Annotated in this window: 19 protein-coding genes and 1 tRNA gene; 9 read left to right on the top strand and 11 right to left on the bottom strand. The window is 62.1% G+C overall.

Annotated elements, in window-relative coordinates:
• Positions 1-39: 39 nt before the first annotated feature.
• The 5 genes from RA24_RS02885 to RA24_RS02865 all read right to left on the bottom strand — a co-directional run bounded on the left by RA24_RS02885 (position 40) and on the right by RA24_RS02865 (position 5,182).
• Entirely contained in the window at positions 40-549 is a 510-nt protein-coding gene (locus RA24_RS02885) for a CarD family transcriptional regulator (protein WP_019294694.1), read from the bottom strand.
• A 300-nt stretch (positions 550-849) separates the two neighbouring features.
• Positions 850-1,188: a ferredoxin FdxA gene (gene fdxA / locus RA24_RS02880; protein ID WP_019294695.1), complete on the bottom strand. Its 339-nt coding sequence runs from the start codon at positions 1,186-1,188 to the stop codon at positions 850-852.
• A gap of 62 nt (positions 1,189-1,250) precedes the next feature.
• Complete coding sequence (locus RA24_RS02875) at positions 1,251-1,625, bottom strand: RNA-binding S4 domain-containing protein (RefSeq protein WP_019294696.1); 375 nt, start codon at positions 1,623-1,625, stop codon at positions 1,251-1,253.
• A gap of 7 nt (positions 1,626-1,632) precedes the next feature.
• Positions 1,633-4,587 (bottom strand): helicase-related protein, encoded by a 2,955-nt coding sequence (locus RA24_RS02870; protein WP_039189648.1) that lies wholly within the window; start codon positions 4,585-4,587, stop codon positions 1,633-1,635.
• A gap of 28 nt (positions 4,588-4,615) precedes the next feature.
• Positions 4,616-5,182 carry a tetratricopeptide repeat protein gene (locus RA24_RS02865; protein WP_039189645.1) on the bottom strand — a complete coding sequence of 189 codons (567 nt, stop codon included), beginning with the start codon at positions 5,180-5,182 and terminating at the stop codon, positions 4,616-4,618.
• Positions 5,183-5,283: 101 nt separating this feature from the next.
• Between RA24_RS02865 and RA24_RS02860 the strand changes: the two genes are divergently transcribed.
• The 6 genes from RA24_RS02860 to RA24_RS02835 all read left to right on the top strand — a co-directional run bounded on the left by RA24_RS02860 (position 5,284) and on the right by RA24_RS02835 (position 10,083).
• Positions 5,284-5,574: an SCP2 sterol-binding domain-containing protein gene (locus RA24_RS02860; RefSeq protein WP_019294699.1), complete on the top strand. Its 291-nt coding sequence runs from the start codon at positions 5,284-5,286 to the stop codon at positions 5,572-5,574.
• Positions 5,574-6,536, top strand: a complete 963-nt coding sequence (locus RA24_RS02855; RefSeq protein WP_039189643.1) for an alpha/beta hydrolase — start codon at positions 5,574-5,576, stop codon at positions 6,534-6,536. The genes RA24_RS02860 and RA24_RS02855 overlap by 1 nt, the downstream gene beginning before the upstream one ends.
• 148 nt (positions 6,537-6,684) lie before the next feature.
• Positions 6,685-8,505, top strand: a complete 1,821-nt coding sequence (locus RA24_RS02850; RefSeq protein ID WP_039189641.1) for a M3 family oligoendopeptidase — start codon at positions 6,685-6,687, stop codon at positions 8,503-8,505.
• On the top strand, positions 8,505-8,984 hold the full coding sequence (locus RA24_RS02845) for a GNAT family N-acetyltransferase (protein ID WP_039189638.1): 480 nt from the start codon (positions 8,505-8,507) through the stop codon (positions 8,982-8,984). The genes RA24_RS02850 and RA24_RS02845 overlap by 1 nt, the downstream gene beginning before the upstream one ends.
• A gap of 133 nt (positions 8,985-9,117) precedes the next feature.
• Positions 9,118-9,579: a DUF995 domain-containing protein gene (locus RA24_RS21665; protein WP_019294703.1), complete on the top strand. Its 462-nt coding sequence runs from the start codon at positions 9,118-9,120 to the stop codon at positions 9,577-9,579.
• Positions 9,580-9,690: 111 nt separating this feature from the next.
• Positions 9,691-10,083: a GFA family protein gene (locus tag RA24_RS02835; RefSeq protein WP_082020311.1), complete on the top strand. Its 393-nt coding sequence runs from the start codon at positions 9,691-9,693 to the stop codon at positions 10,081-10,083.
• Between the two features lie 113 nt (positions 10,084-10,196).
• Here the strand turns inward: RA24_RS02835 and RA24_RS02830 are convergent, their stop codons facing one another.
• The gene (locus tag RA24_RS02830; protein ID WP_039189629.1) at positions 10,197-11,318 is read right to left on the bottom strand and encodes a serine/threonine protein kinase; all 1,122 of its coding nucleotides are present in this window, start codon (positions 11,316-11,318) and stop codon (positions 10,197-10,199) included.
• A gap of 256 nt (positions 11,319-11,574) precedes the next feature.
• Between RA24_RS02830 and RA24_RS02825 the strand changes: the two genes are divergently transcribed.
• Positions 11,575-12,858, top strand: coding sequence for a methyltransferase family protein (locus RA24_RS02825; protein WP_082020310.1), 1,284 nt, complete (start codon positions 11,575-11,577; stop codon positions 12,856-12,858).
• A gap of 28 nt (positions 12,859-12,886) precedes the next feature.
• Here the strand turns inward: RA24_RS02825 and RA24_RS02820 are convergent, their stop codons facing one another.
• From RA24_RS02820 to RA24_RS02810, 3 genes are all read right to left on the bottom strand, one after another.
• On the bottom strand, positions 12,887-13,156 hold the full coding sequence (locus RA24_RS02820; protein WP_019294707.1) for a DksA/TraR family C4-type zinc finger protein: 270 nt from the start codon (positions 13,154-13,156) through the stop codon (positions 12,887-12,889).
• A gap of 517 nt (positions 13,157-13,673) precedes the next feature.
• Positions 13,674-14,570: an RNA polymerase sigma factor RpoH gene (gene rpoH / locus RA24_RS02815; RefSeq protein ID WP_019294708.1), complete on the bottom strand. Its 897-nt coding sequence runs from the start codon at positions 14,568-14,570 to the stop codon at positions 13,674-13,676.
• A 161-nt stretch (positions 14,571-14,731) separates the two neighbouring features.
• Positions 14,732-15,757, bottom strand: a complete 1,026-nt coding sequence (locus tag RA24_RS02810; protein WP_039149912.1) for an RluA family pseudouridine synthase — start codon at positions 15,755-15,757, stop codon at positions 14,732-14,734.
• Between RA24_RS02810 and RA24_RS02805 the strand changes: the two genes are divergently transcribed.
• The gene (locus tag RA24_RS02805) at positions 15,756-16,061 is read left to right on the top strand and encodes a DUF6476 family protein (protein ID WP_019294710.1); all 306 of its coding nucleotides are present in this window, start codon (positions 15,756-15,758) and stop codon (positions 16,059-16,061) included. The genes RA24_RS02810 and RA24_RS02805 overlap by 2 nt on opposite strands.
• Before the next feature lie 11 nt (positions 16,062-16,072).
• Here RA24_RS02805 and RA24_RS02800 read toward each other — a convergent pair whose 3' ends face one another.
• On the bottom strand, positions 16,073-16,612 hold the full coding sequence (locus RA24_RS02800; protein WP_241480887.1) for a hypothetical protein: 540 nt from the start codon (positions 16,610-16,612) through the stop codon (positions 16,073-16,075).
• Positions 16,613-16,997: 385 nt separating this feature from the next.
• Between RA24_RS02800 and RA24_RS22715 the strand changes: the two genes are divergently transcribed.
• Positions 16,998-17,150, top strand: a complete 153-nt coding sequence (locus tag RA24_RS22715; RefSeq protein ID WP_241480886.1) for a hypothetical protein — start codon at positions 16,998-17,000, stop codon at positions 17,148-17,150.
• A 226-nt stretch (positions 17,151-17,376) separates the two neighbouring features.
• On the opposite strand, the gene RA24_RS02790 is transcribed toward RA24_RS22715, so the two are convergent.
• A tRNA-His gene (locus RA24_RS02790) sits at positions 17,377-17,453 on the bottom strand.
• Positions 17,454-17,511: the final 58 nt, after the last annotated feature.

Raw genomic sequence — 17,511 nt, 5'->3', positions numbered from 1 at the left:
CTTTCGGGCACGGCCTTCAATCGTAGATCAGCGCAGCGATCAGGCAGCGCGGGAGGTCAGGACCTCATCCACCTGCTTTGCAGCGGCGATTTCATCGTTGCCGGAAACAGCGGCCACTTCGCGGGTCAGGCGCTCCAGCGCAGCCTCGTACAGCTGACGCTCGGAATAGCTCTGCTCGCGCTGGTCGTCGGTGCGGTGCAGGTCGCGCACCACCTCAGCGATCGAGATCAGGTCGCCGGAGTTGATCTTTTGCTCGTACTCCTGGGCGCGGCGCGACCACATGGCGCGCTTCACCTTGGCTTTGCCCTTGAGCGTTTTCATCGCCTGGGCGATCACGTCCGGCGAGCTCAGCGAACGCATGCCCACTTCGGTTGCCTTGTTGGTCGGCACCCGCAGGGTCATCTTGTCCTTTTCAAAGGTGATCACGAAAAGCTCCAGCGCAAAGCCGGCCACTTCCTGCTCCTCGATCGAGATGATCTGGCCGACGCCATGCGCCGGATAGACCACATAATCATTGGGGCGGAATTCGAGCTTCTTCGACTTGGTCATACAGGTTCTTCCTCACTCATGGCCGGGCGGCACCGGCACTATGGCGTAAAAAAAATCCAGATCCGGTCAGTTCAGTTTGACCAGCCCTCAGGACATTTTCTCCGCAGAAATACCGCCCATTTTGCACGCCACTGCTACGGCGCACCGGGGGCGGACTCCGATTGTTTATGTCTATTGTGCGCTAAGTATATCATAAAAAAGGGCCGCCCGAAAGGCGGCCTTCTGGCAAGGCTCCGTGAAAACCCGAAGCGATACGGCGGTTTTCCGCACAAATGCGGCATTGCCGCGTGAGCCAGAGAATCAGCCGCCTTCGCCGGGAGCCTCGGAGAAATACTTCTCCATCTTGCCCTCTTCGCCGTCGCGTTCCTCATACCCCGGCATCGGATCCTTCTTGGAAACGATCACCGGCCACAGCTCTGCATATTTGCGGTTGAATTCAACCCATTTGTCCATGTCCGGCTCGGTATCCGGGCGGATTGCGTCTGCCGGGCATTCCGGTTCGCAAACGCCGCAGTCGATGCATTCGTCGGGATGGATCACAAGGGTGTTCTCGCCCTCATAGAAACAGTCCACCGGGCATACCTCGACACAGTCGGTGTATTTGCAGGCGATGCAGTTTTCCGTCACGACATAGGTCATTGTACCGAGTCCCGTTATCCGTTTGCGCCTAGCTAATCCAGACGCGGCTGCACTTCAAGGCGTCAAAAGCCCTCTGGCTTGCGGGTAAGATCAAGCGCCCTGCGGGCTTTTTTGTCCGGACGGCCTTTTCCCTCGAACTTTGGATTGGCCGGAATTTTTTCCTGCTTTTCCGTCATGTCAAAGTACAGCGCCTGTGCCTCCGGCGCCGGGCCGCGGCGTTCGCCGATGGCTTCCACCTTGACCACCCGGATCACTTTGCCTTGAGCAAAGGTCAGAACGTCACCCGGGGCAACGTTCTGAGCCGGTTTCAAAGCCTTGGTGCCGTTGAGGCGCACATGGCCCGCGCTGACTTGTTTCGCGGCCAGGCTGCGGGTTTTGAAAAACCGCGCATGCCAAAGCCACTTGTCGATGCGGATCTTGGGCGCCCCCTCAGTCATAGCCGGGTCAATCGCCCTGCTTCAGCCCCATCAGCGCTGCGGCGAAGGGGTTGTCCGGGTCGATCTGCTTTTCCTTCTTGGCAGGACGCGAGGAATAGGTCTTGGCGCCCTGATCCTGGCGCGGACCGCCCTTGCGGCCCGGCTTGCCCCGGCCACCATCACGGTCGCCGCCCTTGGCACCGCGCGGCTTGCCCTTGCCGCCAGGCTTGCCGTCGCCCTGCGGGCGGCGGTTCTGCTGGCGCTGGCCGCCTTGGCGTCCGCCGCGGTTACCGCCCCAAGTGAAGGTGAAAAAGACTTCCACCTCCGGCGCGTCAACAGCCGCATCGGCTGCTTCACCAACCGGGGTTTCGCCCGCAGCCGTTTCCGCAACGGGCGCCTCGGCTGCCGGCTCGGCCGGTTCCTCGGCGACGGGGGCAACGCCCTCGTCTGCGATGGCTTCAGTGCCGGCAGGCACATCCGCCGGCGCAGGCTCGCCTTCGGCATCCGGTGCCGCGGCCGGGGTGTTCTCTGCCTCTGCAGCGGCATCCATCACCGGCTGACCTTCGGCAGGCGTGCCGGTTTCTGCCACCACGGCGTCGGTAGGCTTCACCTTTTCGCGTTCGCCCTTCTCGGCTTTGTAGCCCAGGCCCTGCATCAGATCGGCGAACTGCTCCAGCGTCATACCGGTGATCGACAGCATGTCCGCCTTGGCTTCAAAGCCGCCGCGGCTGTCTTCGCCGCGCAGCATGTCAGCCAGACGCTCCAGCATGTCGATGCGGATCATCCGCTCGCCGGCGGCACGGTAGCCGGACATGGTGTCATAGCCTTCCGGCGCGTCTTTGATGGACGGCACGGTGACCAGACCCGGGGGCGGCGCCTCGGGGAAGTCTTGCAGGCCGTTTGCCAGCGACCACAGCACCAGGCGCAGACGGGTCGGCGCCGGCTTCAGCAGCAGCGGCATGAAAATGGTGAACTGGCCGAAGCGGATGCCGTGTTTGCGCAGCGCGCCGCGGGCGTCCTGATCCAGGTCCTTGACCTCTTGCGCCACGCCTGCACGGGGCAGCACGCCGAGGTTTTCGACCATGCGGAAGGCAAAGCCGCGCGCGAGACCGGTCAGCTCTTCATCTTTCTGCAGGTTCAGAAGCGGCTCGAACAGCGCGTTGATCTTGCGGGTGATGAAATGCAGCAGACGGCGCTCGACCTTCTGGGCCACGTCCGGCCCGGCGGCCTCATCCACAAAGACCTCGATCTGCGGGTTCAGCGCGTCGGCGCCGGCAACCAGCTTGCCGACCGCATGTTCGCCCCACATCAGACCGCCCTGTTCGGTAAAGTCGATCTCGGTATCGGGCGCGTTGTAGAACCGGTCCGCGCGCAGATGGAATTGCGGCGCCAATGCCTGCAGCGAGGCCGCCTTGAGGGCCTTTGCCTCAGTGCCTTGCGCAGCTTTGTCCGGGCTGAACCGGAACCCCTCCAGACGGCCGACGAATTCGCCTTCGACCGTCACTTCACCCTTGTCATTCACTTCGGCCAAAAGGGCCTCCTTCTGTTTGAGCCGCCGCAACAGCACAGACGTGCGCCGGTCCACAAATCGCTGAGTCAAACGCTCATGCAGAGCATCCGACAACCTGTCTTCTACAGCGCGCGTCTCCCCGCGCCAATGGCTTTCGTCACGCAGCCAACCCTTCCGCTGCGCGACATATGTCCACGTCCGGATAAATGCCAGACGCTTGGACAATGTGTCGATGTTTCCGTCGGTGCGGTCAATCCGCTTTATCTGGCGGGCCATCCAGTCGTCCGGCACCACCCCGCCGCCATGCAAATGCTCGAATATCACCCCCAGAAGCGACGTGTGTTCGGCATGGGAGATACCGCGGAAATCAGGGATCCGGCAAACATCCCACAACAATTTCACCGACTGCGCATTGGTGGTGCGCGCGATCACGGCGGATTCCCGCGACAGCATCTTCAGCGCGCCCAGATCATCGGCTTCACGCGCTTTGATCAGGTTCTCGTTCGAGGGGCTTGATTCGAGCGAATTGATCAGCGCCTCAACCGAGCCGAATTGCAAATCGGCAGAGCGCCAGTTGAGTTTCTTCAGCGGCGTGAACTGATGGTTCATGATGGCCGATGCGGTGCCCTCATCCAGTGGCCTTGCATCGCCGGTGACGCCAAAGGTGCCGTGGCTCATCCCCCGGCCCGCGCGGCCTGCGATCTGCGCCAGTTCATTCGGTGCCAGCGGGCGCATCCGGCGGCCGTCAAACTTGGTGGTGGAGGAAAACGCCACATGGTCAATATCCAGGTTCAGCCCCATGCCGATGGCATCGGTCGCCACAAGGTAATCAACCTCGCCATTCTGATAGAGCGCCACCTGCGCGTTGCGTGTCCGCGGGCTCAGCGCCCCCATCACCACCGCCGCACCACCCTTCTGGCGGCGGATCAGCTCGGCAATCGCATAAACATTATCAACCGAAAACCCGACGATTGCGGTTCTCGGCGGCATCCGGCTTATCTTTTTCGAACCTGCATAGACCAGATCGGACATCCGGTCGCGACGGACGAATTCGACACCCGGCACCAGCGCCGAGATCGGTCCGCGCATGGTGTCTGCGCCCAGAAACAGCGTCTCATGAGTACCGCGGGCGCGCAGCAACCGGTCTGTGAACACATGGCCGCGCTCCGGGTCGGCGCAGAGCTGAATCTCGTCGATCGCCAGGAAGTCGCAGCCCATGCCCTCTGGCATCGCCTCGACGGTGCAGATCCAGTACTGCGCCCGCGGCGGCACGATCCGTTCCTCGCCGGTGACCAGCGCCACGACTGACGGGCCGCGCGCAGCCACCACCTTGTCATAGACTTCCCGCGCCAACAGGCGCAGCGGAAAGCCCATCACTCCGGTGCGGTAGCCCAGCATCCGTTCGATGGCATAGTGGGTTTTGCCGGTGTTGGTCGGGCCCAGAACGGCCACGATCCGCGATGCGCTTGCCATAACTTCAGCCCCCGCGCCCCAGCGGGGCTTACAGTTCCCTGCCCTCGATCGAGGGCCTCAGACGTTCGAGGGCGCTGCTTACTTCCTCGTGGTGCGGATGTATAGCCTTGGCGCGCTGGTAGGCCTCATAGGCGCGTTCCGGCTGGCGGAACTGCTCAAACACCACGCCCAGCGCATAGACCGCGTTGTAGTCCTGCGGGTTCAGTGCCAGCGACCGTTCCAGATCCGCTATCGAAGGGCCGTAGAGGCCGATCTCGAAGTAAACCCGCGCGCGTTCATACCAGCCGCGGGCAAAGCCTGGCGCGTGATCGGTCAGCGCGGTCAGATGCTCCACCGCCTCCTGCAGGTCGCCGCGTTCCATCGCGTCCCGTCCCCGCCGCAGCAGCAGGTCCATTGAAGGAGAACCGCTCCTGGCCCACAGCGCCTGCAGCTCGCGGTCAATCGCCGCGGCCTCCGATGCTTCGGACTGCGCCAGATCCTGCAGCAGCACCTCGGCAGACAGCGCCTGCGCGGCACCACTGCCAGGCAGGGAAAGCGCGGCCATGGCAGCCGTTGCCGCCACGATAGCTTTGAGCTTTGGGAAATTTGCCACCATGATGCCCCCAGTGTAATCCCGCGCGCTGCATTTACCAGTAATAGCTGCTATGGCTTCACAGGTTTGTGCTATAAGGCGCGCAAAACAGATTGAGGATCAAGATGAGCGTTACCCTTGAACAGGCAGCTGAGGCCCTGAACGGCAAACTGGATGCAGGCGAATTCACCGCCTCCGCCAAATTCCAGATCGAAGGCCTGGGCGCCATCATGCTGGACAGCTCCGGCGCCCGCGTCGCCGATGAAGAGGCCGACGTGACCATGTCCGCCGACGCCGACACGTTTCAGTCGATCCTTGAGGGCGACCTGAACCCGACCGCCGCTTTCATGTCCGGCAAGCTGACCATTGACGGCGACATGGGCACGGCGATGCAGCTCGCCTCGGCGCTGGCCTGATGGACGGCGCTCCGGTGGACCTCCAGCCCGCCCCCTTGTTTGCGGAGATCGCGCAGGGACCGGCAGGCGGGGAAGCCCACTGGGTGCACACCTCAGATGGCCTGCGCATCCGCGCGGGCCACTGGCGTCCTGAAGGGGAGGCAAAGGGCACGGTCCTGCTGTTCCCCGGACGCACGGAATACATCGAGAAATACGGGCCCGCCGCGGCCGAGTTTGCCGCCCGCGGCCATGCCACCCTGACCGTGGACTGGCGCGGCCAAGGGCTTGCCGGACGGATGCTGGCAGAACGGCGGCTAGGCCATGTCGGCCATTTCACCGATTTCCAGAAAGATGTGCAGGCGCTGGCCGCGCTGGCCGCGCAGCTGGACCTGCCCCGGCCCTGGCACCTGGTTGGCCACTCGATGGGTGGCGCCATCGGCCTGCGCGCCCTGATCGAGGGGCTGGAGGTCAACTCCTGCGCCTTCACCGGCCCGATGTGGGGCATCCAGATCCCGCCGTTGCTGCGTCCGCTGGTACGTGCCCTTGGCGGCATCGCGCCGCTGCTGCGCTTGGACGAACGGCTGCTGCCGACCACCGCGTTGGAGCAATACGTGCAGATAACCCCGTTCGAGGGCAACACGCTGACCACCGATCCGGAAATGTACAAGCTGATGCACGCCCAACTGGCAGCCCAGCCGGATCTGGCGCTTGGCGGTCCCACCATCCAATGGCTGCGGGTCAGCCTGCAGGAATGCGCGGAACTGGCAGCGATGCCCTCCCCCGCCCTGCCCTGCATCACCTTCCTCGGCACTGACGAGCAAATCGTCAATCCCGGCGCCATTCACGACCGCATGAACCGCTGGCCGGGCGGCGAGCTGGACCTGATCAAGGGGGCCCAGCACGAGGTGATGATGGAAACCCCGGAAATCCGCGCCCATGTGTTTTCCCGCATGTGCCGCCTGTTTGATCAGTACAGCCGCTGACCCCCGTTGCCTGGGCTGCGTACGCCCCGTTTACCCGGCTCTTACCCGAAAATGCCATTCTCTTGCGGCCCGGCGTCCGGCCTGCTTGTGATCCCGCAAGCCCGCCCTTAGATGTTGGGTCAACGAATTTCTCATGACAGGAGCCCCCATGTTCCAGCTTCCCTTCCCCGTCCGCGACGCAAACGCCACTGCCGGTTCCGGCGGCCTCGGCGATCTGCCGGAATGGGACCTCAGCGATCTTTATGCGTCTGAGGACGCCCCCGAACTGGCCCGCGACCTGGAGTGGCTGGAGAAGGAATGCGCCGCATTTGCCGCCGATTACGAGGGCAAGCTCGCTGATCTGAATGCAGACGGGCTGCTGGAATGCGTGCAGCGCAACGAGAAGATCAACAACATCGCCGGCCGCATCATGTCCTTTGCCGGCTTGCGCTATTACCAGCTGACCACCGATGCCGACCGCGCGGCCTTCCTGTCCGATTGTCAGGAAAAGGTCACCATTGCCACCACCCCGCTGGTGTTCTTCACGCTGGAACTGAACCGGATCGAAGACAGCGTGATGAACGCGCATCTGGCCGCCAATGCGGAACTGGCGCGCTATGACAGCGTTTTCCGCCGCATCCGCTCGATGAAGCCCTACCAGCTGTCGGATGAGCTGGAGAAATTCATGCATGATCTCGGCATTGTCGGCGACGCCTGGGAAAAGCTGTTTGACGAGACCATCGCGGGCCTCACCTTCACCGTGAACGGCGAAGAGCTGAACATCGAAGGCACCCTGAACCTGCTGACTGAGCAGGACCGCAGCAAGCGCGAGGCCGCGGCCCGCGAACTGGCGCGCGTCTTTGGCGAGAACATCAAGACCTTCGCCCGTGTCCACAACACCCAGGCCAAGGAGAAAGAGATCATCGACCGCTGGCGCGGCATGCCCAGCCCGCAGACCGGCCGCCACCTCTCCAACGACGTGGAGCCCGAGGTCGTCGAGGCGCTGCGCGAGGCAGTGGTTGCCGCCTACCCCAAGCTTTCCCACCGCTATTATGAGCTGAAGCGCAAATGGCTGGGGCTGGACGTGATGCAGGTCTGGGACCGCAACGCGCCGCTGCCGCTGGAGGATACCCGCACCATCGGCTGGGATGAGGCTGAAAAGACGGTGATGGAGGCCTACAACGCCTTTGATCCCCGCATGGGTGAGATTGCCGCGCCGTTCTTCTCGGACGGCTGGATCGATGCGGGCGTGAAGCCCGGCAAGGCGCCCGGTGCCTTTGCCCACCCCACCGTCACCAACGTGCACCCCTATGTGATGCTGAACTACCTGGGCAAGCCGCGCGACGTGATGACCCTGGCGCATGAGCTGGGCCACGGCGTGCATCAGGTGCTGGCGGCGGAACAGGGCGAAATGCTCTCCTCCACCCCGCTGACCCTGGCGGAAACCGCGTCTGTCTTCGGCGAGATGCTGACCTTCCGCAAGATGCTGGACAAGGCCGAAACCAAGGAGCAGCGCAAGGTGCTGCTGGCGGGCAAGGTCGAGGACATGATCAACACGGTGGTGCGCCAGATCGCCTTCTATGACTTTGAATGCAAGCTGCACGAAGCCCGCCGCGGCGGCGAACTGACCCCGGATGACATCAACGCCATCTGGATGTCGGTGCAGGCGGAAAGCCTGGGTGAAGCCTTTGAGTACATGGAAGGCTACGAGACCTTCTGGGCCTATATCCCGCACTTCGTGCATTCACCCTTCTATGTCTACGCCTATGCCTTCGGCGATGGTCTGGTGAACGCGCTCTACTCGGTCTATGCCGAGGGCGGCGAAGGGTTTGAGGACAAGTATTTCGAGATGCTCAAGGCCGGCGGTTCCAAGCACCACAAGGAACTGCTGGCGCCCTTCGGCCTCGACGCCACCGACCCCAAGTTCTGGGACAAGGGCCTTTCGATGATCTCCGGCTTCATTGACGAGCTGGAAGCGATGGAAGACTGATGCCAATAGCCCTGCGCCCGGTGGCCCGCAGCGAGTTTGACCTGGTAAGCCGTATTGAGGTTGAACCGGATCAAATCCGTTTTTCCGGCACCGTAGCCCAGGCTTTTGAAGAAGATGAGGACGGCGTGGATTTCCACGCCATCCTCGACGGCACCCGCGCGGTCGGGTTCTTCAAAACAGACCGTCTTTATCATGAGACCTATGATTTCGCGGAGGCAAATACCCTGGGCCTGCGCGGCTTCATGATTGATCGCCGCGCGCAGGGCAAAGGTTATGCCACTGCCGCCGTAGCGGCCCTGAAAACCTACCTGCCCGCCCAATACCCGGATCGTCCTGCCGTGGTTCTGACCGTCAACCTGCAGAATCCCGCGGCTGTCCGCTGCTACCTGAAAGGCGGGTTTCAGGATACAGGGGGCATCTACCCGCACGGCCTTGCAGGCCCGCAGCACATCCTGCGGATGGCGCTGCCGCAGGGCTAAACCTGCACCCTAATTCGCCATCAGGGGCGGCCACTCTAAGCAGCAAAATCTAATACAGCTTGCAATCACGCCGTCGGATTTCCGAACAATTTATGGTATAGTCACTCCGTTCACCAGTTGGAGGGTACAAGTGATGTCTGTGTTCAAGAAAATCTGCGTTTTGGCGTTTGCGTCGATCATTGCAGCAGCACCAGCTTCTGCGGCTGGCCCAGACAAAAAGAACGGGGTCAGCGGTGAAACCATCGCCAAGCTGTACGCCGGGAAAACCTGGATCTGGAGCAAAGGCGGCACCTATTGGGCGCCAGACGGCAGCTTTCAAGCTATCTGGGAAGACAGCGTCGGCCTCGGCAAATGGTATGCAACCTCCAAGGGCAATCTTTGTTATGAAGCCCTCTGGTACCACGGCAAAGACGAACCCGGCAAACAGCGCAAGGAGTGCTTCCGCCACGTCGCCGACAGTCAGGGCCAGCTATGGAAGTACAGCGACAAGGACAAGTCCTGGTACAAGCCGACTAGAGAGTTTGCTGAGCGCATCAAGCCAGGGAACAAGATCAGTTCTCGGGTACGCAAGCTGAGAAAACGCTACGGGGTATAAAGGCACTCATCAGGCGTCAAATGACGCTGCCAGCCGCATCGGCTTCGCAAACATTCCAGACATGCAGCACCCCATGCCCAAGGATGATCCCATCAGCCAAGGGAGGCCCCCATGCATGGACGCTGCCTGTGCGGATCGGTGACATTCAACGTGGAACTGCCGGTCTTGTCGGTCGTGAACTGCCATTGCGAGAGCTGCCGAAGGCAATGTTCGGCGCCGATGACCACCTATATCGGCGTCACCGACGGCCAGTGGCAATGGACCGGAGAAGAGCCGAAACTGTTCCGGTCATCCCCGGGAGTAGAGCGGACATTTTGCGGCACCTGCGGCTCGCCCATGTCGTTCCGCTCGCAGGCGATGTCCGGCACCATGCATTTCTACGTTGCGGCGATGGCAGACCCGGAGGCCTTTACTCCGGCCCTGCATGTCGCCCATGAAGAGAAGCTCTGCTGGTTCAACAGCGACGACGGGCTGCTCAAGCGCACCGGGCCGGAATACCTCTGACCGGCGCCCCGGATACAGCGCAACCGGAATTCTGCAAGAATTCCGGCCAGGAAAACGCATGTTTTCCTAGCCGTTTCCCGCGCCGGGTAACGGCGCGGGGGTCCCAGAGGACCTTATTGATGCGGGAAATAGTCTTCACACTCCCCATCGCGGTAGACATCCGCGGTACAGCAATGCAGACCGCCGCCAAAGGCATAGGCGTCGCGCAGCTCGACCTCGACGACTTCCATGCCCAGCTTGTCCATCTGCTCTGCCTGGTAGACCTCTGATTTCTCGACGCAGACGGTTTTCGGGTCCAGCACCAGCACGTTCATCGAAAGCCAGGTGGAGGAATAGCACAGCGGCGGCGGGGTGTTGTGGGCCGGCTGGGCCGCATCGACGATGTCCCAGCCGTTCTTGTTGAACATCGCGCGCTGTTCTTCCGGCAGGCGGCGCTGGGGGTTGTTCAGGATCAGACCCGGGCGCAGCGGCGTGAAGGTGGCGTCGATGTGGATCGGGTACGGATCGCCCGGGAAATTCACCGTGTGCACCCGGTGGTCCGGGAAGTGGCGGCGCAGCCACTCAATGCCCTTGAGGTTGGTTGTGAAGCCATGCTGTACCACCAGATCCTTGCCGAAACGCAGCACGTCGGCGGCGTCGAACAGCGGTTCTTCTTCGGTGGTAACAAAGAACTTTTCCGCTGCCCATTCCAGCCGCTTGGCCACCCCGATTTTGTCGCTGAGGTAATCCGGGTGGTAGTCCGCGTCCGTGAGGCGCGGCTTGGGTGCAGCCTCGTGGCGGAAGTTCGGATCGTCCTCCCAGTACTGCTTCAGCAGCGGCCTGTAGTTCAGGTATTCGAACCAGCGGCAGCGGTAGGACATGGTGGCTTCGAGCATCTCATGGCCGACGGTCAGCAGCACGTCGCGCGGCGGCATGCAGCCGAACTGGCTGTCGGTGTGGAAATCCGGGGTGGTCACCGGCTGGGAATGGTCGATGGAGACCGGGCGGTCCACCCGGATGCCGCGGCCGCGCAGCTGATCGGCGAAGTTGTTCAGCAGTTCGTTGGCGCGGTCTATGGTCTCCTGCGGGCGGCGGCCCCACTGGCCGCGCATGTCGCTGTCTTCCGGCACCTTGGCATCCAGCGCGGGCTCTTCCGGCGGGATGTGGCAATCATCGGCACGGCCCACAATCACATGGCGCAGCGTGTCCCATTCATTCCAGCTTTTGACTTCAGTTTTCTCCGGCGACCAGGCCATGAATGCCTCCCTTGTCTTGGGAGGCAAAGGCGGGGCCTTCAATCTCCCGATTGAAAGTCCCGGCGTACAGGAGCGTGGTTTTGGGCCAGAGCGATCTGCCTGCGGCGACGCCATCGCCTGTGAGCCCGGCGCAGGATATAACACTGGCAGGGCAAGCGGGGAAGAGGCTTTGGCCGTTCGCGGCGGCGAGGGATGAAACTGCCGCAGATCGGGCTAGGGTCAGGAGACAGTAACACCAGGAACCGGCTTCAGCAGAATGAGTGACAGGCCCGCGCCAGCCCCGCCGCCCTCGGCCACCAGCCAGTTTACAATGCTGCTTGGGCTGGCGGGCTATGTCTCTGCTTTGGTCCTGCTGCACGGCAGCGGTACCGGGAGGGTTGAGGCGGGGATAATCGCAATGCTGGCAACCGCATTGCCGATGCTGGGGCATGAGCTGCTTTGGCTAAGGACATGTTCAGACCCGGCGACCGGGCTTGGCCGTCTTGGGCAGAAGCAGATCAACTGGCCGCGGATCCTGCAGAAGCTGGCAGGGCTTTGCGGCTCGCTGGCCGTGATCGCTGCCGCCTATTGGCTGTTTCCTGAATACCACCGGAGTTTCTATACACCGTTCTGGGAGGCCTGCCGCATCGCTCTGCCGGTTCTTCTGGCTCTGGCAGTGCCCTATTTCATTGTGGTGGATTTGCGGATGGAGGCCCCCGGCGACGGTTACCAGCATGCGGGCTATCTGTTTCTTGGGCAGCTGGACAAGGTGGATTGGGAGGTTCTGCGGGACTATGCCCTAGGCTGGCTTATCAAAGGGTTCTTCCTGCCGCTGATGTTTGTCTATTTCAGCGGCAACGCCGCCTATCTGCTGAAAACCCCGCTGGCCGCCGCGGTGGATTCCTTCCCCGCCTTCGTCCACTACATGGGACGCCTGACAGTTGGCATCGACCTGGCCTTTGTCAGCATCGGCTATGTTCTGACGCTCAGGCTTACCAATTCCCACATCCGCTCCTGCAACCCGCTGTTCTGGGGCTGGGCGGTGACGCTGGCAATGTATGTACCGTTCTTCTCGATCATCGGGCGCAAGTACCTGGACTACAACGATGGATTGGGCTGGCTGGACATGCTGGGCGGCTGGGGTCCTGGAGTTGCACTGTGGGGCAGCGTCATCATTGCGGCCAAGCTGCTGTGGGCCTGGGCCAATGCCTCATTCGGCATCCGGTTTTCCAACCTGACGCACCGCGGCATCATCACCAACGGCCCCTACCGCTGGACCCGCCACCCGTCCTATCTGTTTAAGAACATCTCCTGGTGGCTGTTGTCAGTGCCGTTCTTCACCACTGAAGGGGCAGGCGAAGCGCTGCGCCTGTCGCTGCTGCTTCTTGGGATCAACGGCATCTACCTGCTACGCGCCAAGGCGGAGGAGCGGCACTTGTCCGAGGACCCGGCCTATGTGGCCTATGCCATGTGGATTGAGCAGCACGGCAAGCTGCGCTGGCTGGGCCGCGTTCTGCCGGCGCTGCGGTATTCGCCGCCCGAAACCGCCCCTGCCCGGTAGACCCCTCGGGCGCTGACGCCAGGTATGATTACTTCAGCTGGCTGTCTTTGGAGCCGCGCCGGTTGATGCCGCCGCGGGCCTGCTGGGCGCCGTCGCGCTCCTGCTGGCACTCGATGCACAGCTTGACGCCGGGGATGGCGATGCGGCGTTTCTCCGGAATCGGCTCCTCACATTCGGCGCAATGGGTCAGGCTTTCACCAACGGGGCGTTTCTGCGCCTTCATCCGTGCCAGTTCGTCATTGATCGAGGCTTCGATCTGCTCATTCACCGCGCCGTCTTGCGCCCAGCCGCCTGCCATGACCCTTCCTCCTGTGCCAGAGGCGTAAATTTAGGCGTACTAGGTCTGCCTGACCAGAGGCGGCTGCCGCCAATTTCCGAGTAAATCTATCAACTATTTGATTTCATTGCATTTTCCGTTGACCTCCCTGCCCCTCCCGGCTACACAGAATACAGAAATTGCAAGCAAGCCAGAATCACCAGGCCGCAAGCAGCCAGCGCTCCAGCCACCCGTCAGGGCAGCCAGACAGCAAGCCTCGCCAGCAACCAGCGTGATTTCAGCCAGCCGCGTCTAGACATCTCAGCCAGCAATTCTGCCAGCCCACGCCCATTCAGCCGCGCACCCAGCAGTTCGCCAGGCCCGTGCCAGACAGGTTTCCCCGCCAGCATTTGCCAGCCAGACAGGTCAGCACATATGACCAAATGTTTCGCGCGCGAAACATTACGGCAGAACCACTGCCGTAAAGCCAGCATCATTGTCAGATGACAAAAAAGGCGGTGCACTGCACCGCCTTTCATTCGTTCTATTGCGTTCCGGATCAGGCGCCGTTCAGCATGCCTTTTTCCATCGCCAGGTCGCGCATCTTCTTCTGCAGCTTTTCAAACGCGCGCACTTCAATCTGGCGGATTCGTTCGCGGCTGACATTATACTGCGTGCTCAAGTCCTCCAGCGTGACGGCCTGATCCATCAGCCGGCGCTGGGTCAGGATGTCTTTCTCCCGGTCGTTCAGCACGTCCAGCGCCTCGGCCAGCAACTCGCGGCGGGCTTCCAGCTCATCACGGGCCTCATAATCGCCGGCCTGGTCGGCGTCTTCATCCTCCAGCCAGTCCTGCCACTGCATGGTGCCTTCGCCCTCAGAGCCGACAGTGGCATTCAAGGACGCATCGCCGCCGGACATGCGGCGGTTCATCGAGATAACCTCGTCCTCTGTTACGCCAAGGTCATGAGCAATCTGCGCGACATTCTCGGGGCGCAAGTCGCCCTCCTCAAGCGCGCCGATGCGGGCCTTTGCCTTGCGCAGGTTAAAAAACAGCTTCTTCTGCGCCGAGGTGGTGCCGAGCTTCACCAGCGACCAGGAGCGCAGGATATATTCCTGGATCGAGGCGCGGATCCACCACATGGCATAGGTTGCCAGGCGGAAACCCTTTTCCGGATCAAAGCGTTTCACCGCCTGCATCAGGCCGACGTTCGCCTCAGAGATCACTTCGGCCTGCGGCAGGCCATAGCCGCGGTAGCCCATGGCGATCTTGGCCGCCAGCCGCAGATGGGACGTGACCATCTTGTGGGCCGAAGCCGCATCCTGCTCCTCAACCCAGCGCTTGGCCAGCATGTATTCCTCTTCCGGCTCCAGCAGTGGAAACTTACGGATTTCCTGGAGATACCGGTTCAGGCCGCCTTCGGGCGTCGGGGCAGGCAGGTTTGCATAATTCGCCATATAAAGTGTCCCTCCCAAAATGTATAAGGACTTAACATTAGCGCATATGTGATAGCGCTAAGCCCTTTTCAAGGACCGCTTAAGGAATTCTTCTATGGTAGCCCGAGTCTTTTCGTCTGTGAATTGCGTCACAGGAGGGAACACGCTTATTTGCTGTCAGTTTACTGGCGCAAGGCGTCCAGCAATGCGGCCATATCCGGGGGCAGCGGCGCCTCGAACCTGAGAGCCTCCCCGCTCACCGGGTGATCAAACCCCAAAACCGCCGCATGCAAAGCCTGGCGCGGGAAGGCCTGCACCGCCGCCTGCCCGGCCTCGCTGAGCGTCTTGGCAGCCAGCTTGCGGCGGCCGCCATAGGTGGGGTCGCCGATCAGCCCGTGGCCGGCATGGGCCATATGCACCCGGATCTGGTGGGTGCGGCCGGTTTCCAGCCAGCACTCGATCAGCGCCAGACTAGGCGGGGTGCCGAAACTTTCGACGATGCGGGCGCGGGTCACCGCGTGGCGGCCGCCCTGAAACAGCACCGCCTGGCGCTGGCGGTCGGTCTTATGGCGGGCCAGCTGGGTGGTGAGCTTGAGGATGTTGCCCGGCTCGAAACTGGCGCCCTTCACGCCGCGCAGGCGGGGATCGTTGCCGTCCGGCACGCCATAGCAGACGGCCTGATAGTAGCGCTCCACCGTGTGCTTCTCGAACTGCGCCGCCAGCCCCTGGTGGGCAGCGTCAGATTTGGCCACCACGAGGAGACCTGAGGTTTCCTTGTCGATCCGGTGCACGATGCCGGGGCGTTTGACCCCGCCGACGCCGGAAAGGTTGCCGCCGAAGTGATGCAGCAGTGCGTTAACCAGAGTGCCGGAAGGCGACCCCGGCGCCGGATGCACCACCATGCCTGCGGGCTTGTTGATGACAATCAGGTCGTCGTCCTCATGCACGATTTCCAGCGGAATATCCTCTGGGCCGATGTGGCTGTCCTCGGCCTCTTCCACCTGGATAGCAATCTGCGCGCCCTCGGCGATTTTGGCCTTGGGGTCCTGCACGACGGCGCCGTCAACCATCAGCGCGCCCTCCTCGATCAGCCGGGCCAGGCGGGTACGCGACAGCGACGCCTCCTCTGGCACATCGCGCGAAACCGCTTTATCAAGCCGCTTAGGCGGGTTTTCCGCGATGACAAACTCAATCCGGCGGCTGCCCATGACTGATCCTTCCGAGACCGAAATCCAAACGGAGCCGCCGCAGATCCGGTTCCTGCGGCGGCTGGTGACCACGCTGACCGTGGTGATGATTGGCGGGCTTGTAGTGATTATCTCGCTGCTTGTCATCCGCCTGCAAGACACTGACGCGCCGCTGCCCGCAGAAATCACCCTGCCCGAGGGCGTGGAGGCCGAAGCGGTGACACTTGGGCGCGACTGGATCGCCGTCGTCAGCCAGGACAACCGTATCCTGATCTTTGACCGCGAGAGCGGCGCGTTGCGTCAGGAAGTTCAGATCACCGACTGAGCCGGGACCGGTCAGGACCTCAGCAGCACCTTGTTGGAACCAATCGCTGCAGCGATCTGGGCGTATTGGGTTTGCCGCTCCTGCGCAGCTTCTGCACTGCGCAAAAGAATTGTGGCAGCCTCATCCAGAATGCGGGTTGCTTCCAGATTCACTGCCGCCTGCGCCGCAGAATTGACTGGGATCAGCGGACGGCTGGTGCGTTCCGCCGGGTTTGCTGAGCTGGTCACAGATACCCGGCCCCGGGCCGGATCGCTGTTCTGGCGTGCCAGCCGCTTGAGCCGCTGGGAAGTGTCCTTAAGCACTTCGCGCACCTCATCATAATCGGTGCCTTCCGGGATTCCACCGGCGGCGGTTTCCAGCCGTTCCGACAGGCAGTCCACTTGAAGCGCCGAATCACCAGTGGATTGGCAAAACGCCTTGGCCGCAGCCAATGTGGCCAAAAGCTCCCCCAGGAACGCTGCTGAACCGTACTCGCCCGCAGGAATTACCACTGAATAGGTCACCGGGGCCTGAGCCAGAGCCGGAACGCTCCCCACTGCCAGGCAGGTCATGCCTGCAGTCAAGTTTCTGATGGCTGTCTGAAACATATTGATACCCTCGCTACGGTCTGAAACCGCTCATTTGACGGCGCATCTTGGCAGCATCCTGCCGGAGCAATGCCGCTGCCAGCAGCTATATTGCCCGGAGCCAAGCCGCCGGTTAACTTTTACACATCGTAAAGCATAAGGTTGTTTTTCCATGCGCACCAGTATCTTGCAGGCAGCTTCACTCATCCTTCCGCTTACTCTCGCGGGACAAGCGGCCCTGGCCCAGGCCGACCCCGCACTGGAGGAAGCCAAGCGCCGTTTGGCCTGTGGCGCCGGTGTGCCCGTCTCCGCCAGCTACTTGCCGGACGGTTCGCTTCAAGTGACTTGCCAGGCACCTGGCGCAGAAGCCGTGGCACAGACCAATACCAGCGGCCTGCCGAATACCGGACTGACGGAAGGTACAGCAGCCGCAGCCATCGGCGGCGTCCTGTTCATTGCGCTGATTGCCGATGGCGATGACGGCACGGCCACTACCACGACCACCTCGACCGGAAGCAACTAAGCCCTCCTGCCGGTTGGGCAAAGAATCGGCACTTCCGCTCTGATAACTGCCGGGACCAGATGGGGCCGCCGCATCTCTGTGCGGCGGCCCTCTTCTTGTATGCATACCTCCAGACCGGAGCAGGCATCCTGCCGAGGAAACAACACCCGACGCGATCAGACAGGGCCGCTCACCAACAGCAGCAAGCGGTGTCTGGCGAACTGGAACAGTATTCTTTTTGGGGAGATGGTACCGCCTCCCCGGCTTGAACGGGGGACCTCTGGATCCACAATCCAGCGCTCTAACCAACTGAGCTAAGGCGGCACTGAGGGGCCGTTTATAGCACGCTCCAGAGGCGTGCAAGAGGTTTTTCGTCTTTCTG

The organism is Leisingera sp. ANG-M6 (assembly GCF_000813905.1).
In the GTDB taxonomy this organism is placed as follows: domain Bacteria; phylum Pseudomonadota; class Alphaproteobacteria; order Rhodobacterales; family Rhodobacteraceae; genus Leisingera.
This window is presented reverse-complemented; position numbering and strand designations above follow the sequence as displayed.